The 24,014-nt window shown below is 29.2% G+C and carries 24 protein-coding genes; 21 read left to right on the top strand and 3 right to left on the bottom strand.

What is annotated here, in order from left to right; translation table 11 throughout:
• The first annotated feature begins 2 nt into the window (after positions 1-2).
• On the top strand, positions 3-1,274 hold the full coding sequence (locus WAO56_RS06205; protein ID WP_422143311.1) for a dihydroorotase: 1,272 nt from the start codon (positions 3-5) through the stop codon (positions 1,272-1,274).
• Positions 1,275-1,284: 10 nt separating this feature from the next.
• Here the strand turns inward: WAO56_RS06205 and WAO56_RS06200 are convergent, their stop codons facing one another.
• Both WAO56_RS06200 and WAO56_RS06195 read right to left on the bottom strand, forming a co-directional pair.
• Complete coding sequence (locus WAO56_RS06200) at positions 1,285-2,259, bottom strand: biotin--[acetyl-CoA-carboxylase] ligase (protein WP_422143312.1); 975 nt, start codon at positions 2,257-2,259, stop codon at positions 1,285-1,287.
• 10 nt (positions 2,260-2,269) lie between these two features.
• Complete coding sequence (locus WAO56_RS06195; RefSeq protein ID WP_422143313.1) at positions 2,270-2,824, bottom strand: biotin transporter BioY; 555 nt, start codon at positions 2,822-2,824, stop codon at positions 2,270-2,272.
• Between the two features lie 147 nt (positions 2,825-2,971).
• Here WAO56_RS06195 and WAO56_RS06190 point away from each other — a divergent pair, with 147 nt between their 5' ends.
• The 20 genes from WAO56_RS06190 (at position 2,972) to WAO56_RS06095 (ending at position 22,489) form a co-directional block, all read left to right on the top strand.
• Positions 2,972-4,111: a VanZ family protein gene (locus WAO56_RS06190; RefSeq protein WP_422143314.1), complete on the top strand. Its 1,140-nt coding sequence runs from the start codon at positions 2,972-2,974 to the stop codon at positions 4,109-4,111.
• Positions 4,112-4,302: 191 nt separating this feature from the next.
• Positions 4,303-4,896 (top strand): TetR/AcrR family transcriptional regulator, encoded by a 594-nt coding sequence (locus WAO56_RS06185; protein WP_422143315.1) that lies wholly within the window; start codon positions 4,303-4,305, stop codon positions 4,894-4,896.
• Positions 4,897-4,906: 10 nt separating this feature from the next.
• The gene (locus WAO56_RS06180) at positions 4,907-5,125 is read left to right on the top strand and encodes a hypothetical protein (RefSeq protein WP_422143316.1); all 219 of its coding nucleotides are present in this window, start codon (positions 4,907-4,909) and stop codon (positions 5,123-5,125) included.
• A gap of 21 nt (positions 5,126-5,146) precedes the next feature.
• Positions 5,147-5,395 (top strand): hypothetical protein, encoded by a 249-nt coding sequence (locus tag WAO56_RS06175; RefSeq protein WP_422143317.1) that lies wholly within the window; start codon positions 5,147-5,149, stop codon positions 5,393-5,395.
• Positions 5,396-5,511: 116 nt separating this feature from the next.
• Positions 5,512-6,120, top strand: a complete 609-nt coding sequence (locus tag WAO56_RS06170; RefSeq protein WP_422143318.1) for a sugar O-acetyltransferase — start codon at positions 5,512-5,514, stop codon at positions 6,118-6,120.
• Position 6,121: 1 nt separating this feature from the next.
• Positions 6,122-7,108 (top strand): aldo/keto reductase, encoded by a 987-nt coding sequence (locus tag WAO56_RS06165; RefSeq protein ID WP_422143319.1) that lies wholly within the window; start codon positions 6,122-6,124, stop codon positions 7,106-7,108.
• Between the two features lie 367 nt (positions 7,109-7,475).
• The gene (locus tag WAO56_RS06160; RefSeq protein ID WP_422143320.1) at positions 7,476-7,730 is read left to right on the top strand and encodes a hypothetical protein; all 255 of its coding nucleotides are present in this window, start codon (positions 7,476-7,478) and stop codon (positions 7,728-7,730) included.
• Positions 7,731-7,756: 26 nt separating this feature from the next.
• On the top strand, positions 7,757-8,329 hold the full coding sequence (gene lepB / locus WAO56_RS06155; protein WP_422143321.1) for a signal peptidase I: 573 nt from the start codon (positions 7,757-7,759) through the stop codon (positions 8,327-8,329).
• A 38-nt stretch (positions 8,330-8,367) separates the two neighbouring features.
• Positions 8,368-12,996, top strand: coding sequence for a SpaA isopeptide-forming pilin-related protein (locus tag WAO56_RS06150; protein WP_422143322.1), 4,629 nt, complete (start codon positions 8,368-8,370; stop codon positions 12,994-12,996).
• Entirely contained in the window at positions 12,993-14,654 is a 1,662-nt protein-coding gene (locus WAO56_RS06145) for a SpaH/EbpB family LPXTG-anchored major pilin (RefSeq protein WP_422143323.1), read from the top strand. The genes WAO56_RS06150 and WAO56_RS06145 overlap by 4 nt, the downstream gene beginning before the upstream one ends.
• Positions 14,655-14,683: 29 nt before the next feature.
• Positions 14,684-15,538: a class C sortase gene (locus tag WAO56_RS06140; protein ID WP_422143324.1), complete on the top strand. Its 855-nt coding sequence runs from the start codon at positions 14,684-14,686 to the stop codon at positions 15,536-15,538.
• 3 nt (positions 15,539-15,541) lie between these two features.
• Entirely contained in the window at positions 15,542-16,582 is a 1,041-nt protein-coding gene (locus WAO56_RS06135) for a Cna B-type domain-containing protein (RefSeq protein WP_422143325.1), read from the top strand.
• 1 nt (position 16,583) lies between these two features.
• Positions 16,584-17,153 (top strand): sortase, encoded by a 570-nt coding sequence (locus WAO56_RS06130; protein WP_422143326.1) that lies wholly within the window; start codon positions 16,584-16,586, stop codon positions 17,151-17,153.
• 143 nt (positions 17,154-17,296) lie between these two features.
• Positions 17,297-18,289 (top strand): C45 family autoproteolytic acyltransferase/hydolase, encoded by a 993-nt coding sequence (locus WAO56_RS06125; RefSeq protein ID WP_422143327.1) that lies wholly within the window; start codon positions 17,297-17,299, stop codon positions 18,287-18,289.
• Between the two features lie 10 nt (positions 18,290-18,299).
• On the top strand, positions 18,300-18,806 hold the full coding sequence (locus WAO56_RS06120) for a GNAT family N-acetyltransferase (RefSeq protein WP_422143328.1): 507 nt from the start codon (positions 18,300-18,302) through the stop codon (positions 18,804-18,806).
• A gap of 50 nt (positions 18,807-18,856) precedes the next feature.
• On the top strand, positions 18,857-19,762 hold the full coding sequence (locus WAO56_RS06115) for a hypothetical protein (protein WP_422143329.1): 906 nt from the start codon (positions 18,857-18,859) through the stop codon (positions 19,760-19,762).
• 111 nt (positions 19,763-19,873) lie between these two features.
• Positions 19,874-20,299: a GNAT family N-acetyltransferase gene (locus WAO56_RS06110; protein WP_422146299.1), complete on the top strand. Its 426-nt coding sequence runs from the start codon at positions 19,874-19,876 to the stop codon at positions 20,297-20,299.
• A 293-nt stretch (positions 20,300-20,592) separates the two neighbouring features.
• Complete coding sequence (locus WAO56_RS06105) at positions 20,593-21,555, top strand: P1 family peptidase (protein ID WP_422143331.1); 963 nt, start codon at positions 20,593-20,595, stop codon at positions 21,553-21,555.
• 39 nt (positions 21,556-21,594) lie between these two features.
• On the top strand, positions 21,595-22,053 hold the full coding sequence (locus WAO56_RS06100) for a hypothetical protein (RefSeq protein ID WP_422143332.1): 459 nt from the start codon (positions 21,595-21,597) through the stop codon (positions 22,051-22,053).
• A gap of 64 nt (positions 22,054-22,117) precedes the next feature.
• Positions 22,118-22,489 (top strand): DsrE family protein, encoded by a 372-nt coding sequence (locus WAO56_RS06095; protein WP_422143333.1) that lies wholly within the window; start codon positions 22,118-22,120, stop codon positions 22,487-22,489.
• A gap of 55 nt (positions 22,490-22,544) precedes the next feature.
• On the opposite strand, the gene WAO56_RS06090 is transcribed toward WAO56_RS06095, so the two are convergent.
• The gene (locus tag WAO56_RS06090) at positions 22,545-24,008 is read right to left on the bottom strand and encodes a UbiD family decarboxylase (protein ID WP_422143334.1); all 1,464 of its coding nucleotides are present in this window, start codon (positions 24,006-24,008) and stop codon (positions 22,545-22,547) included.
• Positions 24,009-24,014: the final 6 nt, after the last annotated feature.

Below are 24,014 nucleotides of genomic sequence, written 5' to 3'. Positions count from 1 at the left end.
GTATGATTTTAATAAAAAATGGTAAATTAATAGACCCAAGGTCAAAGCTTGAAGAAATAACAGATATTGTAATTGACAAAGATATAATTAAATATATTGGGAAGGCCAACAATGAAAAAGAGTATGAATATGTAATAGATGCAGCTGGAAAAGTAGTTGCTCCAGGGCTTATTGATGTACATGTTCATTTTCGTGATCCAGGTTTAACCTATAAGGAAGATCTTTTTACAGGTTCTGCTGCAGCTGCAAAAGGTGGATTTACTACTGTTGTTTGCATGGCAAATACAAATCCTGTAATAGATAATGAAGAAATATTAAGGGGATTTTTAGAAAAAGCAAAAAAATGTCCAATAAATGTTAAAACCGTAGCAACTATTAGTAAGGGCTTAAAAGGGAAAGAACTTGTAGATATGGAAAAACTTTTAGAATTGGGAGTAGTTGGTTTTAGTGATGATGGAATCCCAATTATGAACGCCGGTTTTTTACATAAGGCAATGGTAAAGGCAAGGGAGTTAGATACACCTTTAAGCTTACATGAAGAAGATCCTAGTTTAATAGGCTATCCCGGAGTAAATGAAGGGGAAGTTTCATCTCAACTAGGAATTAAAGGTGCTCCAAGGGTTTCAGAAAGCTCAATGGTAGCAAGAGATAGTATGTTAGCACTAGATACAGGAGCAAAAGTTCATATGCAACATTTAAGCTCAAAAGAGGCTGTGGAAGTAGTAAGATTTGCTAAAAAGATAGGTGCTAATGTAACAGCAGAGGTAACACCACAACATTTTTCCTTAACAGATAAAGAAATAATTAAAAAGGGAACCCTTGCAAAATTAAATCCGCCTTTAAGAACAGAAGCCGATATAAAAGCAATAATTAAAGGCCTTCAAGATAAAACAATAGACATGATAGTTACAGACCATGCACCTCATAGTCAGGAGGAAAAAGCCAAGGAAATTACAAAGGCTCCAAGTGGACTTACAGGACTGGAAACCTCCCTAGCTGTAGGAATAACATACCTAGTAAATAAAGGTCATTTGACTTTAATGGACTTAATTGAAAAAATGACAATAAACCCTGCAAAATTATATAAATTAGATATAGGGTATTTAGAAGAAGGCTCTAAGGCTGACCTTGTAATTTTTGATGACAAGGAAGAATGGATAGTTGAAGAATTTGTATCTAAGTCAAATAATTCCCCATATATTGGTAATAGGTTAACTGGAAAAATAAAATACACAGTTTGCAATGGTAAAATAGTATATAAAGATGAAAAATAAGGCAGAGGCCTTATTTTTTTCTTATACTTACTTCTCCAGAAGAAAGGTATTCAATTTCGCCATTTTTCCTTAATACTTTTAACCTAAATTCATTGTCAATATCTAAGGCTGTAGCCTCTTCAGTTTTATTTCCCCTAAAAATATAAATAGGCTTATTTAAAATTAAGGATCTTTCTTTATAGTCCTTTAAAAATTCCTTATTTTCTATATTTGGGTAGTATTCAAAGAAATTATTTATTACTTCGGCAATTATCTTGTTTTTATAATCTTTTGGTAAATTGTCTTTATGGAAAATATGGCCTGCAATATCCTTTATTTCCTCTGGAAAATCACCGGAAGGTTTGGTTAAATTTAAACCAATACCTAAAATTGCATAGTCCATTGCTCCACCTTCTAAATCAAAAGAGGCTTCCGTTAAAATTCCACAAACTTTTTTATTGTTTAAAAAAATATCATTAACCCATTTTATTTGGGAATTTTCACCAGAAATTTCATCTATTGCCCTAGATACAGCTACGGCAGCACAGGTGGTTATATACAAGGCTTGACTTGCGTGTAATTTTGGTCTTAATAAAATACTAAGGTAAATACCTGAACTGGCAGGAGAATAAAAGGATTTTCCTAGCCGGCCTTTACCCTGTGTTTGTTCTTCAGCTATAATTATTTTTCCCTCTGGACAATTATTTTCAGCATATTTTTTTAAAAAGTCATTTGTAGAGTCTAAGGTTTTATGAACTTCAATATTTAAATTATCGATTTTTAAATATTTGTGTATACTTTGCTTCGATAAAATAAAATTATTTTCCAATAAACAATAGCCTTTGTTTTTTACAGAATCAATTTCATAGCCTTCTTTTCTCAAAGAATTAATGGATTTCCAAACAGCATTTCTACTTACATTTAACTTATCTGCTAAATAATTTCCAGATATAAATTCACCTTTATTATTTTCTAAAAATAAAAGAACTTTTTCCTTAACTGTCAAAATTTTCTCCTTATAAATTAATATTTCTTTTTAGTTTATTAATTATTATACTAGCTAGGCCGATTTTAACCAAATCAGGAATAATAAAGGGAAATACACAAAGGGATAGTGCCTTATAAATTGAAATATATCCACTATTATTTGTATAGACTAAAACAAACCAAATAGTTCCTAAAAAATAACAAACTAATAAGCCTATTAGCATTGCTCCTATTAAAAAAATATTTTCTTTAGGAAGTAAGTCTATTAAAATACCGGTAACAATAGCTGTAAATAAAAAGCCTAAAATATATCCGCCGGTAGGGCCAAACAATACTCCAAATCCACCGGTGAAATTAGAAAAAATAGGTAAACCTATTGCTCCTAAAAAAATATATAGTAGTATGGCTAAAAAACTTTTAACAGTTCCAAGAAGACCTATAGTAATAAAAATAGCAAAGGTCTGTAAGGTAAAAGGAATTGTCATTGGAATAGAAATCCAAGAACAAATGGCAATAATTGCAATAAATACAGATATGTAAGTTAAGTCCCTGGTTTTTAAATTAGATTTTAAATTAATATTCATTTATATAGTATCTCCTATTTTTTTTAAAAGTATACCAATAAATAAGAAGATGGTCAACTAAAATTATAATATGGTTGACTATATTAAATTGTATTATAAGCAAATTAAGTATAAAATTATATAGTACTATGTAAAAAGGAGATTTAAATGGAAGTTTATTTTACACCAATAGTCAGTGGTATAGTAGTATCTTTAATGATAATCTATATTTTAGTTATACCTGTGGCTATTTTTCAATATAGAAAATATGACGGAATAATGATAAGAAGGGATATAGTTCTTTTTTCCTTTATTTTATATATGATTACAGCATGGTTTATGACCTTATTGCCTTTACCGTCCTTTGATGCAGTTGCTGAAATGCCCGATATTGAACCGAATTTAAAGCCATTTTTATTTGTAGAAACATTTCTAGAAAGAACCGGCTTTAGTTTAGCAGATAGGAGTACATGGCTACCGGCATTAAAATCATCAAGTTTCTATACAGTTGCATTTAATGTTTTATTAACAGTTCCCTTTGGAGTATATTTAAGAAAATATTTTAAAGTGTCTTTTTGGAAGACAATTTTATTTGGTTGTCTACTTAGTTGTTTTTATGAAATAACCCAATATACAGGCATTTATGGAATTTATCCTAAGGCCTATAGATATGCCGATATTGATGATGTAATAGTTAATACCTTTGGAGCAGGATTAGGTTATGTAATAACTCCAATTATAAGTAGATTATTACCTAATTTAGAGAAGGAGAAAAAAGTCTATAAAGCAGGTGAAAGGGCAGGATTAGTAAGAAGGGCCCTAGCATTAATAGTGGATTTTTTCATAGTAAATATAATATACTCTATTTCAATATTTACCATAGGTCTATTTTTATACTTTATACTAGGAATAAATGTAGAAGGAGAGATATTACAGAATTTAGTAAGAATCTTTTCCTATATTCTTGTATTTATACTTATTCCAATTATTAAAAATGGAAATACTTTGGGAATGGAAATATTAAAAATACGATTGTTAGATAAAGATTCTAACTACCCAGGAAAAAGACAAATAATATTAAGAAATATTATATTAATTTTATTATGGAGATATAGTGAAATATTGGATAAATTTGATATGATTTTCAAGTCATCTAATATTGTTCTTGTTATAACCGGGATTATAGAATTGATTTTCATGGTGCTTTTTATAGTCTATATAATATCTATTATTTTAACAGGACTAAAGAAAAAGGATTTAATAGTCTATGATAAAATTTCAAAAACAAAGGTTATAATTGAGGAATAATCTTTTAAATTAATATTTGAAACTTAGTTAAGCTAGAAAACTATAATGGTTTTCTAGTTTTTTTTAATTAAAGGAATTTTTATAAAAATTTTAATTCTATGTTTTCCTTGACAATATTTAATTATCCTATATCATTAGATATGAATATAATACATGAATATTCACAAATAATATTCGAAAGGGGAATTTAATTGGTAATTAGCCGTAAAAACTTCACACCGGAAGATAAAGTAAAATTAAAAGCAAAATTACGTGAGATTTGCTCAACTTTTTGGGTTGATAGGGGATACAAGGAAACAAGCATAAGTGAATTTTGTAAATATGCAAATATTTCAACAGGGTCTTTTTATAACCTGTATTCATCAAAGGAGAAATTATTTTTTGAAACCTTAGAGGAAGTACAATCTAGTGTAAATAAAAAATTTATTGAAGATATTAAAAAAACTCCGTCTAAGGGAGGTTTTGCAGAAGCAATAGAAAATTTGTATTACGAATATGAAAGTAAGCCTTTTTTATATGATACAAAAGCTGTGGATTTTCAAGCCTTCTATAATAAATTATCAGTGGAAGAAAAAACAAAACTTGAAAATGACAATAGTGATTTTTTTAGACAAGCTATTGACCATGCAAAATTAAAACTAAAATGTCCTGAAGAAGTAGCCTTTTCTGTATTTAGTATATTGTTATCAACAGTTTCTTCAAAGGAGATGCTATCTAAATCCTGTGATTTTGAAAGGGCATTTAAATTTATGGTTCAAAATTTAGTAGAGGATATTTTTATTTAAAGGAGGAAGTATGAGAGATTTATTTAACAGCATTATAAAAATGTTAAAAAGTACAGCACCAATATCTATAACAATTAATATAATATTAGGTGTTGTTTTACTAATAGTGGGAATTTGGATGATTAAGGCCTATCCAATGAATAAAACTAGGTATAGAATTTGCTTTAGTTTGTCAGGCTTGTTTTTTGTTGGAGCATTATCTACAGGTGTAATTAATTATATAATTTAAAATAGATAAGGAGAATAGACTATGGTGAAAAAAATGTTTAATGTTATGGACTCTGCTTGTGACAAGGCAAATAATAGACTAAATACAAATATAAGATTTCCAAGGCCTACAAAAAAACAATTAAAGGCCACACAAGTATTAAATATAACAACAGGGGCAGCTTGTATAATTGCTGGAATGGTTACGCCTTATAAAAAAGTTGCAATCTTAGGAGGAGCAAGTCTTTTAGGAGCTTGTTTTGTAGGTTCTCAATTAAAAAATTTTGAATAATCATCCCTATCTGCAAGCCTATTCTATTTTACATATAAAAGCCTATTTATATTTGATAGAATATAAGGTGTTACTATAATTATTTTATTATAATAAATAGAACTTTGGAGGCAAATATGAATATGGAAGAAAGAATGGTAAATGGTTTACCATATATTGCAGAAGACGAAGAATTAAGAAAAAAATACAATTATGCACAAAAAAAATCATTTGAATTTAATAGATCATTACCACATGATAAAATATATAGAAAAAATATTATTAAAACATTATTTAAACAAACGGGAGAAAATTTTAAAATAACTCCTCCTTTTTATTGTGATTACGGCTGTAATATAAGTATTGGGGAAAATTTTTATTCCAATTTTAATTTAACAATCCTAGATGTTGCAGAAGTGAAAATTGGTGATAATGTTATGTTTGGACCAAATGTGGCTATATATACAGCAGGCCATCCAATACATCCGGAAAATAGAAATACCGGCTATGAATATGGAATATCAATAGAAATAGGAAATAGTGTTTGGTTAGGTGGCAATGTAGTAGTAAATCCAGGTATAAAAATAGGGAATAATGTAGTAATAGGCTCCGGTTCTGTAATAACTAAGGATATACCGGACAATGTAATTGCTGCAGGAAATCCTGCTAAAGTTATTAGGGAAATAACTGAAGAAGATAAAAAATACTACTTTAAAAACAGAAAATTCGATATAGAGGATGTGTAAAATGATTTACAAAAAAGCTAAGAGAATTTCAGAAGAACTTTCGGTAATAGGACTTGGAACTTGGAGATTTGGTGGCACTTGGGATAATTGGGACGAAAATGAATATATTAAGATTATTCATGAGGCTATAGATAAGGGAATAAACTTCATAGACACTGCACCTCTTTACGGAAATGGAGTTTCAGAGGAAATTGTAGGAAAGGCCTTAAAGGGAAAACGACATAAGGTATTTTTAGCTACAAAAGTAGGAAGGGTTTGGGACAAAACAGGAAAATCAGCATCCTATAATTTAACAAAAGATAGTATATTATGGGAAATGGAAAGAAATCTTAAAAGGTTAAAAACAGATTATGTAGACTTAGTTCATCTTCATTGGCCAGACCATAATACTCCATTAGAGGAAACAGCAGAAGCATTAAAAATATTAAAGGAGTCTGGAAAAACTAAATATGTAGGATTAAGTAATTTTTCAGCGAAAGATTCAGAAGAAATGATGAACTTAGTTGGAATAGACAGTCAACAAAATCTTTATAATATGCTGGAAAGAAATACTATAGATTATAGGAATCATAAATTAGAATATAGGACAGAAAAGGAAATATTACCAATAGTGAGAAAATATGGTCAGGCCTTTTTTCCATTTATTCCACTTTTCCAAGGTCTTTTAGCAGGACGGTTTTTAGAACAGGGAAAATATTATTCTAAAAATGATGAGCGTTACGGCAATCCAAAATTAAATGATGAAAATATCTATCCAAAATATTTAAATGCTGTAAATCAATTAAATAAAATTTCTAAGGAGTTAGACAAACCTTTAGTCCAACTTTCTTTAAATTGGTTAAGGCAAAAAGAAGAAGTAACGAGTATAATAGCAGGTGTTTCATCAGTAGAACAATTAAGGATTAATTTAGGATGTTTAGACTGGGAAATAGATGATGAAACCAATAGGAAAATTGAAGAAATTATAAAACCCTTTGAAAACATATAGAAAATAAGTCGGTATTTATACCGGCTTTTTTAAAAATAAAATTTAATTATTTGATTAACTAGGATGATATATTAAGATATTTTAATATAAAATAAAGTTAATAAAATATACTTTTTAAGGCTTTAAATAATTAAAAGGTTTAATAAATAGTGAAAGCAACGGATTAATCCGTTGCTTTTATTTTATTAACTGTGTATAACATAGTTATTATATTACACAAAAAACTGTAGCAGTTAAAATAAATTGTGATATAATACCCTAGATACTTAAAATAATTTATATAAACTAGTAGTAATATATGCTTACATATACATAATAAATAAGATTGTGATAAAGTACTAAAAACTTAATTGGCAGAGGATATTTTATGGAGAATAAGGGTTTAAAAAAATTAAAAAAAGTTGAATTATTGGAAATACTAGTAAAATTATCTGAAGAGAACGATAGGCTTGTTGCAGAGAATAAAGAACTTAAGAAAAACTTGGAAGATAAAAATATAAAAATAGCAGAATCAGGTTCTATAGCAGAAGCGGCATTAAAACTTAGTGGAATATTTGAAAGTGCAGAAAAAGCTGTAGAATTATACCTACAAAATATAAAGAATAACAATATAGAGGCTTAAAATAATTATTAGATTTGGGAGTAATAATGAATATAAAAAATAGACCCTCAACGGAAGAGTTAAAAGAGGAATTAATAAGTATAAAAAGAAAAAGGAATTATTTTAAAACACTCCGAAACACTATTTATATTTTATTAATTGTTGCAGCTATATCCATATTAGTAGCTACAATGTTTTTTCCGGTTCTTCAAGTAACAGGAACAAGTATGGAGCCAACTCTTAAACCGGGGCAAATTATTCTTACAGTTAGGAATACGGATTTTAAAAGAGGAGATTTAGTTGCTTTCTACTACAATAATAAAATTATATTAAAGCGTGTAATAGGATTGCCGGGAGAATATGTAAATATAGATAAAGAAGGTGTTGTAACGATTGATGGGAAAGCTATTAAAGAGCCATATTTAAAGGAAAGAAGTCTTGGAGACGGTGATATAGAGTTTCCTTACCAAGTACCGGAGGGAAGAATTTTTGTATTGGGAGATCATAGAAAAACATCAATTGATAGTCGCTATGAGTCAATAGGAGCTATAGCAAATGATTTAATTTTAGGGAAGGTAGTATTTAGAGTTTGGCCAATAAAAAATTTAGGAAAAATTTGAAATAGTCCAAGTATTATATTAAGGAGTAATAGTAGAGTATGAAAGATTATTTAAAGTCAATTTTAAAAGAATTATTAATAAATCATAAAAAGAAAAAGTATCTATATATTTTTTTATTTATACTATCGCTATTAACTGCCTTTGGAATATTTAATATTATGATGAAGCCGGCAATTGGTGAAGAAAAGAGCAATCCATTAATTACATCTACTTCTAACAATATACATGGTGAGTCAATAAATATTACGGCAATGGCAGAAAGAGATGAAGATAAAACCTATTTTTGTATATTAAGGAATAATGAAGATTCTAAGTTGGAAGATTATCTTGATTTTAAAAACAAGGACTTGGAAATTAAGATAAATCAGAATAAGATTATAAAATTACATAAAATTGAAGAAAAAGACAAAGATGGCTTTTGGTTTGTCTTGGAAAAAGAAGAAAACATAGATTTTGATTTGTTTTTTAATACTGAAAAATTTAAAAATGAATCTATGAAAGACTCTAATGACTTACAATTATCTACTATAGCTTTATCGGGAGGAAAAGGAGAGACTTTAGAAGTAGCTAAAAACTTAGCAAGTGAATCCTTGGAGAAAGAAGAATACCTATATTTAAGTCCGGCAGCAGGAAAAGTAGAAGAAATTCAAGAAATTACAAAGGAAGAAAATTCCTCCAGTCTTGTAAATATTGATGAATCTAAAAAAATCGAAGGCAAATCATTAAAAAATAATAAGCAGCTTTCAAAGAAAAATTTTTCACTAAAAGAAAGTTCATTAGGTGTAGATTTTGGTCAGTATATTACAAATATAACTATTTCTAAAAAAGTAGGAAATAATTGGGTACAGACAGAAGAACTTGTAGATGGGGATAGTATTAAGGTAAGTATTATTTACAAACTTCCTGAAAATATAGTCGGAAAAGACAATAAAAATATATACTATCAATTTCCTTATGGAATTAGACCGGATAAATTAGAAAAAGGATTTGTATACGGTAGTGATGAAGCTAAGGTCGGAGAATATGAAATAGCTACTGATGGATTAATTAAAATTACTTTTGATGAGTCCTTTGCAGACAATAAGGCATTTATTGGAACAGTAGAATTTCAAGGAACAGCTAAAACAATAAGTGATTCTGAAGATAACGAGGTAATAATAGGCGGAGATGGTGGAATCATTATTATAAAACCATCTAAACCTGTAGAAGACAAAACAGATATAACTATAGAAAAATCAGGGAAATATAATACTACTAATAAAGAAATAGAGTATAAATTAAGAGTTTCCACTATTAAAGGAACTGAAAAAGTAATAGATATAGTAGATAGATTTACCCCTGGAGCCTTTGGAGGAGCTAGTTATAGTAAAGAAAGTTTTAGAATTTTTAAAATCGATAAATCTGGTAACAGTATCCAAATTAATGGATATGAACCAAGTTTTTCAAAAGTAGATAATCTTGAAGTTTTTGAAATAAGGGGATTACCTAAGTTGGAAGCTGGAGAGTTTTATGAAATTACCTATAGTGCAATTCCTCAAAAATCCGATGATTCTAAATCGTATTATATAAATAATAGGGTAATAGTCACCAGTGGAAAAAATAAAGATGAGAAAAACTGTGAAGTTGAAATAAAGAACTCGATGTTAAAAAAGACTGGTGTGTATGATCCGATTAACGGAAAGATTAACTGGACTATTATTATAAATAAGGAAAAACTGGATATTAGTGGATATGTATTATCGGATACATTAGAAGATGGACAGGGAAATATTATTAAAATTCCGGAAAAAGTAGATATTAGGGACAGTAAGGGAAAGGTAGAATCAATAAAATTACCATATACGTTTCCGGAAAATTCACAAGATACCTATACGATAAAATATTCAACAGATGTTTTCCAAGGGGAAGGCGGTAGTGTTACAAAATATAAAAATACTGTAAATATAGAACATCCAGAGAAACCGGATTATGAAATAGATGAGGAAGTAACAGTTACTCATAAAGACTATAATCTAGTAAAAAGTCTGGAAGGGGCAGAGAATTTAACCGACAAAGGTACTTATAAATGGAAGAGTCGTATAATCCTACCAAAAATAGATATGGATTTAAGTAAAATAGAATACGAAGATAGGATTTGTAACGGGGTTTCAGACGGTCGGGAAATAGAAGATAGTCATTACACTACAACGAAATTGTTGGATAAGCTTGAAATAAAATTATCTAATGGTGAAATATTAAATCGTGGAATAGATTATAAAGTCTATGATAATGAAGAAAATGAAATTTTTAATTTTAATGGAGACAATAAGCTATCCGGTTTTAAAATTAAATTTTTAGGAGAATCAAAAGATAAAATTTCAAAAGCATCATATATTGAATTAACCTATAAGACCATAGGTGATTATACAAAATTAACTCCTGGAGTATCCTATAAATTTGTAAATGAAGGGTTTATTCCAAAAGTTTCCAGTAAAGCTGAGTATGAATATAAAATAGATAAAAAATTGGAAAAACAAGCTAGTGAAACAGGTAGGGTTAATTCAAATACAACATCTTATAAAAATGAAGATTTAATAATAGATTATGATTCTAGTAAAGCTACTATTCATTACAGGGCCTTAATTAGAACGGATGAAACAACAAAGGGAGATATAGTTGTTACAGATATTCTTCCAAAAGGAGTAAAATTAGTCGAGGCTGAAGGAAGGCCAAAACCTGTATTTTATTATACAGACTATTATGAATCTGATAAAATCAACTTTTTAAGCAAAAATTATAGTATTAGTGAAAATTTCAATTATACAATATCTCAATTGGAAGATGGTTCAACAAAAGTAGAGTTTGTTATTAAAGATGGTTACAACAATGATGGGAAAAACAACATAATAGGTATTTATTATGAGGTTTCAATTTTAGAAGATGAGAGTTTAGAAGATTTAGCAGTAAACTCATCAACATATATAAATCATATAAGTTGGAATGGCTATGAAGATGAGCATAAAACAACAGTAAATAGAGAAATTCCTCTTGTAAATAAAACCGGTTTTCAGCTTCCACAACTAGACACAGAAGGTAAACCAATAGTAGATGAAGAAGGTAATCCTCTTGTAAGTAGCATAATTCGTTATGAAATTATAATAAATCCGGCAGGAAAGGACTTAGTAGAGGGAAATGACAGTATTCTATTAACAGATAAATTAGAACACATTAAAAATGCCGATGCCTATTTTTTACCGGAAACTGTAAGATTATACCATTACGATAAAAACAAAGAAGGAAATTTAGGAGCTGAAATTTCCAGTGATTACTTTAAATATTCATATGATGATAAAGAAAATATTATAAAGTTTATAATTCCGGACAATACTCCGTGTATTTTAGTATATGAATATGATATAGACCGTGGATTAGTTGCTGGAGATATAAAAATTAAAAATGAAGTAACTTTATCAGGTAATTACACTGTAAGCAGTAAAGATGAAACTATTTTAAAGGATAGTTCATCTAATGCAACAGCTAAGAAAAAAAGTGCCGTTTTTTATAAAGTAGATAATGATGATTACGGAAAGCTTCTGCCCGGTGCAGAATTTAAATTAACTGAATATGTTAATAATAATTCTAAATGGAGTTGGAAGGATGTTATAGGAGGAAACTATATAACCGGTGAAGATGGGAAAATAGAAATAGATCTTTTAAATGGTATGTCTTTAGAGGAAAATAGATTATACAAATTAGTTGAGACAAAGGCTCCTGAAGGATATCAGCTAATGAAAGAATCATATTATTTTATTTGGATGAAAGATGGTAAAACCGAGCAGGAAACCATTAATGAAATGGGAGCGGGAGCTTTCAATAATATTTCTATAGATCAAATAAAATTTATTAGAAGCCAAGGTGTTATATATATTCCAAATGAAAATTATGAATTAGAAGTTAAAAAAAATTGGAAAGATGAAAATGGCAATGAAATTCCACCAATAGTAGATAGTATTAAAGCCAAACTATACAGACAGGCACAGGATTTAGATAGTTGTACAGTAAAGGTTTCTATAAATTCAAAACCTAAGGTTGAAAAAGAAATTTCAGTAGCTAGGGGTAGTTCCTTAACTGTTAAATTAACAGGTAATATTTGGAAGGGACTTCAATTTAAGGTAAATGGAGAAATATTTGAAGTAAAACAAGAAAACGGAACACCAATTCCTTTAGAAGTTTTTCATAGCAACAGTATTTCAGAAGATAAAACCATAGCTGTTGAATGTATTGGCAATAGTGTAAATTCTACACCAAAAATATTATTTGAAGATTATAATAATCCAACTACTTCAATTCCTATAGGTGAAAAGGAATTTGTAGAGGAAATAGAAATAGGTGAATATAACAATTGGGTTTGGAGTAATGAAAGCCTTGCTAAATATGATAAAAACAACAATCCATATTATTATTGGGTAGAAGAAATCACAAATACAGGAGCAAATATTACTTATTTAAATAACGATGGAATTATAACAGGAGAAATAGTAATTATAAATGAAATATCGTCTTATAATCTTCCGTCAACAGGTGGGGAAGGAAAACTTAAAATATATATTTTAGGAACTATGCTAATGATTTTATCAGTTGTTGGAATATTAAAAATAAATAGTAAGAATAAAGGAAGTAATATTTGATTTTAAAGTTCACTATAAGAATTAATAATAAAAGAAGAGAGGAAAGTGAAATAATGAAGAGATTTAAATTTGGATTTATGTCTGTATTAATAATATTTGCTGCATTGTTACCTGCATCATCAGCTATTGCAGCCGGAGATTTTAGTATTACTATTAATAATGAAACACCTAACCATGTATATGAAGCATATCAAATTTTTTCCGGAGATTTATTTATTAATGTAGTAGGAAATACCAGTTTGTCAAATATCGATTGGGGTGTTGGAATAAATGATAGTGAATTTTTAAAAGCTTTAAAGGATAATGACAAATTACCGGAGATTTTAAAGGGAAAATTTAATAATGCAAATTCAGCAGCAGATGTAGCAAAAGTTTTAGATAAAATAGGTGACGATAGTGATTTTGCACAGGCTTTTGCTAAAATAGCCGGTAAGTATTTAAACAGTGAAAAAGCGAAAATCAGTAACTATATAAATAACAGTTATATAATTTCAAATTTAGAATCAGGTTACTATCTTGTTAAAGACAAGGACACGTCTTTAGATAATAAAGATGATGCCTATACTAGATTTATACTTAAAATTGTAGGTGATGTACAAGTAGAACCAAAATCGGATATTCCCGGAATTGAGAAAAAGGTAAAGGAAAATAAAAAATATAATGGAGAATATAACGATATAGCTGACTATAGCATTGGCGATGAAATTCCATTTAGAATTACAGGAACTCTACCTATTAATTATGATGATTATGATATTTATGAATATATAATAAGAGATACTATGTCAGAAGGATTAACATTAAATGAAGGGTCAATTAAAGTAACAGTAGATGGTGAAGAAATTGAGCCTTCAAAATATGAATTCTTAACTAATAAAGACAGTGCTGAAAAAGTAGACGGTTTCACTATTAAATTTGAAAATTTAAAAAAATTAACTGAAGTAAAATCAAATAGTAAAATAGTTGTTGATTTTACAGCTACATTGAATAACCATGCTGTCATAGGTCTTCCGGGAAATGAAAATAAAGTTGATTTAGAGTATTCAAATAATCCAAATAGTGTAGGTAGAGGAAAGACTCCGGAAGATAAAGTTATAGTATTCACCTATGAATTAGACGGTAATAAAGTTGATGGTGGAACGGAAAACAAGGACCCATTAGGAGAAGCGGAGTTTGTACTTTACAGAAAAGATAATAACAAAACTGAATACGCTGTAATTAATGAAGATTGCAGAATAAATAGTTGGACAGAAAATAAAGACGATGCAAGTGCAATAGTATCTGACGCAGGTGGGAAATTTAATATTGTAGGTTTAGATGATGGTATTTATTACCTGGAAGAGATAAAAGCACCCGGTGGATATAATAAATTAAAAGAACCTATTGAATTTGAAATTAAAGCTACAACTAATAATGGAGACAATTGGTCAGGTATACCGGAAGATGCTTTAAGCGACTTAGTTATAGTAATTGGTGACCATACTCAAACTGGTAGTGTAGATGAAGGTATGGTTTCAATAGAAATAGAGAATAATTCCGGACCAACCCTTCCTTCAACAGGAGGCAGAGGTACTACTATATTTTACATAGTTGGAGGTATTTTAATGGTAGGGGCAGTTGTGCTTTTTATTACAAAGAAGCGAGTATCTAAGAAATAATAATTAATAAAAAGTAGATGAGGGGACTTATGAAAAAAAATTTATCAACAATTATTTTAATAATTATTTTCTTCATAGGTTTCTTCATATTTTTTTATCCTGCAATAAGTAATTATATTAACTCATTTAATCAAAGTAAGGTAATAGCAGAGTATGAGGAAGCATTAGCAAACTTGTCTAAAGATGAACACAAGGTGCTACTGGAAGATGCTAAATCCTACAATAGAGAATTATTGGAAAAAGAACAGAAACTATATAATGGAGAATCTAAAAACAAAGAATACTTATCTCTTTTAAATCCAAGTCATAATAAGGTTATGGGCTATATAACAATAAAAAAGCTAGGAGTTCAACTTCCTATTTACCATGGTACAGAAGAGAAGCTACTAACTGTTGCAGCCGGACATTTAGAGGGAACTTCTCTGCCAGTAGGTGGCAAGGGAAGTCATGCAGTAATTACAGCCCATAGAGGTTTGCCCTCAGCTAAATTGTTTACAGATTTAGATAAAATGGAAATAGGTGATGAATTTACGATTACCGTTTTAAAAAATAATTTAAACTATCAGGTAGATAGTATAAATATTGTAGAACCTAATAATCTTGAATTGTTAAAAATTAGTCCTAATGAAGATTATGTTACGCTAGTAACTTGTACACCCTATGCAGTTAATACCCACCGTCTTTTAGTAAGGGGAACTAGAGTAGAAAGTAATGAACAACTGAGAATAACAGCAGATGCTATAGAAATAAACTCATTTTTAGTAGCCATAGTTATTGCAATTCCTATAGTTGGTATATTTTTAATATTAGTATATTTACAGTCAAAAAAACATAAAAATAGAAAAATAATTGAAAAATTTGGCATTGGAAAGGATGATGAATAAATTATGAAAACCAAAAATCTATTTTTAAGAAAATTTATAATAATTTTTTTGTTAATAATATTTCTATTGCCAAAAACCATTTACACTGCTAATAATATTGATTTAAATAATAAAGGTTCACTGACCTTAGACTTCGATTATAAGGGAGAAAAATTGGGAAATGTTAGTGTTTTCATTTATAAAATTGCTAATATAGGAGAAGATGCTAAATTTAAAATTACAGATGAATTTAAAGACTACCCAATAGACTTAAATGAAATAGATAGTTCATCTAAATGGAATGCAACTGCACAAACATTAGCGGCCTATATTTCGGCTGATAATATTAAAGAAAGTTTATTAGGAAAAACCGACGAAAATGGTTTACTAAGGTTTTCTAATTTAGACCTAGGTTTATATTTAGTTATTTCAAAAGATTTTAAAATAGGAGAAAGTACATATAAGTTTGCACCTTTCTTAATATCTATACCAAATTTAGACGAAAATAATAATTGGAAATACAATCTACTTATTAAACCTAAAATGGAAAAAAATGATAATAATGAGCCACCGGAATATAAAGTCGTAAAAAAATGGAATGATTATGGCAGTGAAAAGGAAAGACCTAAAGAAATTAAGGTTGAAATTTTAAAAGATAATAAATATTATAAGACGGTGATTCTTTCAGAAGAAAACAATTGGACTTATTCTTGGGAAGGTGAAAGGGGAAGTAGCTATCAAGTAGTAGAAAGAAATATTAAGAGTGGATACACTGTTACTATAGTCAAAAATGAAAATATTTTTATTATTACAAATAACTATAGACCTGAAAAACCGACGGAACCAACAAATCCAAATAAACCTACGAAACCTAAAGAATCAACAGAATCAACAGACTCAACTAAACCTAATTCATCAACAAACCCAGAAGACTCAACTAAACCAATTGAAAGAGAAAACTTACCAAAGACCGGTTTACTTAAATGGCCAATTCCAATATTAGCAGGATTGGGAATGGTGTTTCTAGGTGTAGGTCTATTTTTAAGAAGTAGAGATAAAAAATAATATGAGAATTAAAAAAATTTACTTTTCCTTTATAACAATAGGTATAATTTTTATTTTTTTATCGATTGTTCTTTTAGCATATAATATTTGGATGGATTCAAAAGCTGATTATGAAGCTAATAAAGTAAAATTACAGCTAGAGGAAGAAATTGACTTAAAAAATGGAGAAATAGAAGATGAAGAAATTAACACAATAGAAATCAATGGTAAATACTATATTGGAATAATAAAATTTCCTTCATTAAATACTCAACTACCTGTAATGAAGGAATGGGATGATAAACTATCTAAAATAACGCCTTGTCGCTATAAAGGGTCAGTAAAAGAAAATTCACTTATAATTGCAGGACATGATTATAAAAGTCAGTTCGGAAAATTATTTTCTCTTTCCATAGGAGATCAAGTTTTGTTTAAGGATACTGGGGGAATGAATTATATCTACACCATAAGTAAAACAGAGACTATTGATGAATATGATTTAGAAAAAATAGATGAAGGAGAATGGGATTTAACCCTATTTACCTGTACAATTGATGGAAAAAAACGTCTTGTTTATCGTTGTAAATTATAGAAATATTTAGTTGATTACTTTAATAGAGAGAATAATAAAACCCTTTGAAAACATATAGAAAATAGTCGGTATTTATACCGGCTTTTTTAATTGTTCATTGACATAAATTTTTTATTAAAAGACAATGAATAAGAGGTGATTATATGTATCATTCAAGATGGAAGGGAAATCATTATGAAGCAGGTTTTAAATATGGCCAAAGACTATATGAAAACAAGGTAGATTTAAAGCTAGAGAAAAGAGTAAATAATGAAAAAATAAACTATGGGAAAAAGGTTTTTAAATATTATGAGAGATTTTATCTGGAAATAGTTGAAGAAATAGATGGATTTTCTAAGGGATTAAGGGAAGAATTTATTAAGGTATTTTCATTTTTAACAGCCATGTATATTTTTACCTATGAAAACTTTTGTTCAATAATTGGAATAAAAAATGAAAATGAAATAATTTTAGCGAGAAATTCGGATTTTAATATTGCCTTGGAAAAACTTACAGACAGTGCCTTTTATAATTTAAAAGACGGATATTCATTTATAGGAAATACAACTGCCATGATTCAAATGGAAGATGGAATAAATGAGTATGGTCTTTCTTGTGGCCTTACCTTTGTCTATCCAACTGTAAAGGATTACGGATTTAATGCAGGTTTTATTATTAGGTATATATTGGAAAAATGTAAAACCGTTGAAGAGGCCATAGCTTTTATGGAAAGAATTCCTTTAGGTTCTTCCCAGAACCTTATAATTGCTGACAAATATGGTAAACTTGCCTTAATAGAATCAAATCCAAAGAATAGCTACATTGTATTTAACGAAGGCAAGGACATGGCCTTATACAGGATTAATCACTTTATTAGTGAAAATATGAGAGAATATAAGTATAGTACAGTAGATGACATATTTTCTCATAGAAGATATGAAACTTTAAATAATCAGGATTATGGAAAATATAAATTAGATGATTTAGTAGATTTATTAAAGGGTAATAGAGGATTTTTATGCCAATATAATAGAAAATTAGGAATGGATACAATTTGGTCTTCAATTTATGATATAGGGAGAAAAGAAATTTATAGATGTGAAGGAAATCCTAGTAGGAAAAATTTTAACAAGGATAGTAGACTTAAATTTAAATAAGAGGAAGATTATGCATATAGAGTTAATAAATCGAAATAATTTGGGGAAACTTTATAAGTTTGAAGTGGATAATAGAAAATATTTTGAAGAAATTGGACTTCCAAGAAAAGAAGAGTATTATAAATATGAAAAATTTTTAGAGTTATCCTATAACCTAATAGATGAACAAATAAAAGACCAAGGTTATTATTATTTGCTAATAGATAGTTATGATGTAATTGGAAGAATAAATATTTCACAAATAATTAGAGGACCATTAAACAAGGGTGAACTTGGCTACCGTTTAGGAAAAGATGTTCAGGGAAGGGGCTATGGGACTAAAGGAGTTTCTTTAGTAGTAGAGCAGGCAAGGAAAAACCATAAACTACATAGACTAGAAGCAGGAACTTCTTTAGAAAATATTCCATCTCAAAGGATATTGGAGAAAAATGGATTTAGGAAAGTTGGTATTTATGAAGAGTACATTTTAATAAATGGAATTTGGTTAAACAATATACTCTATGAAAAAATATTATAATAATATAGGTAGAAGGAAAATTAAGGTATTTATTTTACTTGGAGGTGAATATGTCTAATATAATAGCGGTAATATGGGATTTTGATAAAACTCTAGTAGATGGCTATATGCAGGAGCCAATCTTTAAGGAATATGGAGTTAACAGTAAGGATTTTTGGAATGAAGTAAATAAAATGCCAGATGAAATTTATAAGCAACAGGGAGTTAATGTTAATAGGGAAACTATTTATTTAAATAAATTTATTAGGGAATCCCAAAATGGTGGGAAATTTGCCGGTTTAAATAATGAGAAATTAAGAAAATTAGGGGAAAGACTTGATTTTTATCCTGGTGTAGAAAACTTTTTTAAAGAAATTGTTAATTTACCAAATTTAAAAGAAAATTCAATTTGGAAAGAATATGGCATTTCCATAGAGAACTATATTATAAGTACAGGTTTTAAGGAAATAGTTAAAGGCTGTAGTCTTATGAAATATACTAAGGGGATTTGGGGTTGTGAAATTATAGAAAAAAATAATGTTTTGGCTGAAATAGGCTATACCTTAGACAACACTACAAAAACCAGGGCCCTTTTTGAAATAAACAAAGGTGTAGGACTTGTAGATAACATTGATGTAAATTCTAAAATGCCGGAGGAACTGCGAAGAATTCAATTTAAAAATATGATTTATATTGCAGATGGTCCCAGTGATGTGCCAGCTTTTTCCTTAATGAAGAAAAATGGTGGTGCAACTTTTGCAGTTTATCCTAAGGGAAATAAAGAAGCATTTAGGCAAGTGGAAAATTTAAGGAAAGATGGTAGGGTAGACATGTTTGCAGAAGCTAATTATGAGGATAATAGTACTGCAAATATGTGGATTATTAATAAAATAGAAGAATTTGCAAATAGAATTATAGATAATTCTAAGAAGAAATTGGAAGAATCCATTGGCGATTCTCCAAAGCACTTAACATAAATTTGAAAACTCAATATTTTATTGACCTAGATAGCTTTTAAAAAAGGCAAGCTGATGTAGGTCAAAAGGGAGAAAAACATGGAATTTAGGAAAATAAACAAAAAAAATTATATGGACTGTTTTTTATTAAAATTAGATAGTAATCAAGAGAATTTTGTAGCAAGTAGTGCTCAATCTTTAGTAGAGTCAGCATATGAAGATGAACTTAATATTCTTGGAATATATAGTGAGGAAAATATGATAGGTTACCTGTTATATGATTATGATAAGGATATTCAAGGCTGGTCATTGAGTAGATTTATGATTGATTATAGATATCAGGGAAAGGGCTATGGAAAAGAAGCTGCAATTAAATTTCTGGAGTATTTTAAAAAGAATGTAGGTGAAAATAAATTACACATATCTATAGATTTAAATAATATACCTGCACAGAAAATGTTTAAATCCCTAGGATTTAAAGAAATGAAAGAAATAGAATATGAATATTTAGGAAGATCTTTTAAAGAAATTCAAATGATAAAGATTTTTAATATATGAAAATATAGATTGTTGGCATAATTAAAACAATAGTAGAGCAGACAGTTTCAACCAATGGCGAAGCTCTTGGGAAAGAGGTTGCTTTTGACCTAGACAGCTTTCAAAAAAGGCAAGCTGTGTTAGGGAAGTAGTTATTTTAATTTTAAAGTAGTGAAAAGCTAGTTAAATAAAAATATTAATGTTACAAAGCAGACTGTTTCAGCCAATCGCAAAGCTCTTGGGAAACAGGTTGCATTTGACCTACATCAGCTTTCAAAAAACGAAAGCTGTGTTAGGTCATAAAGGAGAAGAATATGTATTCAGGATATTTAACAGATATTAAGGGAATAAAGGTTGGACATTATTCCGACTATGAAAATTTAACCGGTGTTACAGTTATACTTCCACCAAATAAAACTGTTTGTGGTGTTGATGTTAGAGGAGGAGCACCTGGTACAAGGGAAACGGATTTATTAAAACCGGAAAATTTCGTTGAGAACATTCATGGACTTGTTCTTTCAGGTGGTTCAGCCTATGGACTTGATTCAGCTTCAGGAGTTATGAAATACTTAGAGGAAAAAAATATTGGCCTTGATGTTGGAGTCGGGAAAGTTCCTATAGTTCCTGCAGCTGTTATTTTTGATTTAGCCTGTGGAAATTCTAAAATAAGGCCTAATTTAGAAATGGGTTACTTGGCTTGTGAAAAAGCAAGTGAAAAAGAAAATAGGCAGGGAAATATTGGAGGAGGAACAGGAGCGACAGTTGGAAAAATATTAGGAATGGACTTTGCAATGAAGTCCGGTCTTGGCTCTGCAACTATAAAAACAGGGGAATTAATAGTTTCTGCCTTAACAATTTGCAATGCTTTTGGAGATGTTTTTGACTATGAGAAAAATATTCAAATAGCAGGCTGCTACGATAAAAAGACAAAGGAATTTAAAAATACCTTAGAAATTTACAAGGAAATTGTAAATCAAGGAGTTGGCTTTTCTAAAATGGAAAATACCACTATATCTCTAGTAGCAACTAATGGAATTTTCAATAAGGCAGAATGTATGAAAATTTCAGCAATGGCCCACAATGGTTATGCCAACAGTATTTTTCCTGTTCATACCTTAAACGATGGGGATACTATTTTTACCCTAGCAACAGGAGAGATAAAAACAGATGTTAGTCTTGTTGGAGCCTTAGCAAGTCAAGCTATAGCAAGAGCTGTTGCTAATAGTGTATATGCTGTTAAGTCAGTAGGTGGCTTTGTTTCCTATGGTGATTTGTAAAATCTGTATAAAATTATATTAGGGTTAAAGGAACAGCTAATGAAAAATAAAATAATTATTAGAGAAATTTTACTATTAATACCTATATTTATAATAATTTCAGTATTAAATTTAATAGATAGATTTAACCTAGTTGTAATAAAATTACCATTAATATTCTTATATATTTATACAGTACGATATTTTTTTAAATTTGATTATAATATTGTATTAAAAGAAAGGGATAGGGGAAATAAAATTTCGGGATTTTATTCAGAATACTCTTTAAAATCTAGGGAGAATTATTACTTAGCCTATAATTATTGGGTTAATCTTGGAATTAAGTTAAATCTAATTCTATTATTACTATCTATTATTATATACATATTTATAAAGAAAGAATTTAAGAATTACATTGTTAATATATTTTTACTTATTATATTATTAAGTCAAGTTTTAATATGGATGAAATCAAGTAGGTATATTAAATCCTACCATATGAAAGGAAGAAATAAATAAATAATAATGTTTATCAATACCTCCTAGGGGTATCTATACTTTAGAGAAAAATTAGGAGGAATTTATGCATAATATAGACTTAGTTGTAACCTTAACAGCCCATGAAAGAGATTCAAATAATGTGACAATTGCCTTTACTATGGGAATGACTGCAGCACAAAAGGGATATGATGTAGAATTACTACTTCTATCTGATGCAGTACATTTAGCATCAAAGGGATATGCTGAGAAAATAGATATAGGTGAGCCATTTAAACCTATAAAAGAGTTATTACCGGCATTTTTAGAAGCAGGTGGAAAATTAAAAGTATGTTCAGCTTGCATGAAACATAATGGAGTAGAAGAAGATAGTTTAGTAGAAGGTGCTGAAATAATAAATGCAGACTATGTAGTAGATGCAATAATGGAAGCTAAAAAATCCTTACAATTAAATTAATAGGAAAAGCTAATGATTATAAATATCTAAATCATTAGCTTTTGTTGTTCATTACTTACTTAATCCATTTTTCTATGTCAACTTCTTTAAAAACACTTCTTTGAAATTTGTCTTTTAAATGGAAAGGTACTGTACAATCGAAGATGGTTTTACAGGATATTCCAACTTGGGAAATTGAATTACTATATTCCGGTGTTTGTGAAGGGTCTAAAGGATGACAACTTACTCCGGGAATAGTGATTACATCTTTATCTCCTTGAAATCTTGTATTCATAGCCCACAGTACGTCATTTGAATCAAAAATATCAACATCTTCATCTACTAAAATCACATGTTTTAATTCTGAAAATGCTGCAAAGGCAAGTAAAGCAGCTTGTCTATGTTTACCTTCATCAGAAGGACTTCTTTTTATAAACTGAATAATAGCCATGTATTTGCCTCCACCGGAAGGATGAGCATAGACATTTTTTATATTACCAGGTAAAGCTTTTTCCAGTAAGATTAAGATGGAAGCTTCAGTAGGTATTCCGGCCATATTTACATGCTCTTCAGAAGGACCTATACATGATTGCATTATTGGGTTTTTTCTATGAGTAACGGCTTTAACCTTTATTACAGGTAATTCCGGTTTACTTGAACCTGTATATCCGGGAAATTCCGGCATGGCTTTTCCGGTGTTTGTATTTAAATCTTCTCTAATTCTTTTGTTTGGAATTAATTCCCCTTCAATTACGTATTCTGCATTAGCTATAGCCTTTTCATTTACAGTTAGACAATTTACTAATTTTACAGGCTCATTTCTTAATCCGCCGGCAATTGAAAGTTCATTAAAACCTAAAGGAGTAGTTGGAGGTTCAAAACAAGAAGCAATTTCTATAGCAGGATCAACTCCTATACTTATAGATATAGGCATAGGCTTATTGTCTTTTTCATACATCATTCTTAAAGTATCTAAATGTCTACCTGGAACAAAATACATAGAAATTTCATCCTTACTTTGTAAACATAATCTATGTATAGTTATATCGGATAATCCATTTATAGGGTTAGTTCCGTAACACATTCCCATTGTTATATACGGACCGGCATCCTCTTCAGTATTAGTTGGTGCAGGAATAAGTTTTCTAATATCAAATCCACTATCAGAAGCTAAGTGAACAACTTCTTGGCATGTAGCTTCATTATTGGATATAGTAATAGGATCTATTGGATTGTTTAGAGAGTCTTTTAATAAAAAACCAAGTTTTTCAGGTTTTTCATTTAACAATAAGCCAACTCTTTCACGACTTGACAAAAGTCCTATTAATACTTTGGAATTTTCATGTCCTTTAACGTTATTAAAAATCATAGCAGGACCTAATTTTGTAGGTCTTTTTACTGTACCGCCGGCTCCAACATATCTATATATTCCCGATATTTCAGCAAAAGGATCAACTTGTACATCTGTTTCCAATATTTGATTTGGAAAAGTTTTGAGATATTCAATAGATGTTCTTAAATCATTGATTTTAAAATTCATAAATTC

The sequence above is a fragment of the Miniphocaeibacter sp. genome (assembly GCF_049276255.1).
GTDB lineage: Bacteria > Bacillota > Clostridia > Tissierellales > Peptoniphilaceae > Miniphocaeibacter.
The sequence above is the reverse complement of the archived record's forward strand: the minus strand, read 5'-3'. Positions and strand labels throughout refer to the sequence as shown.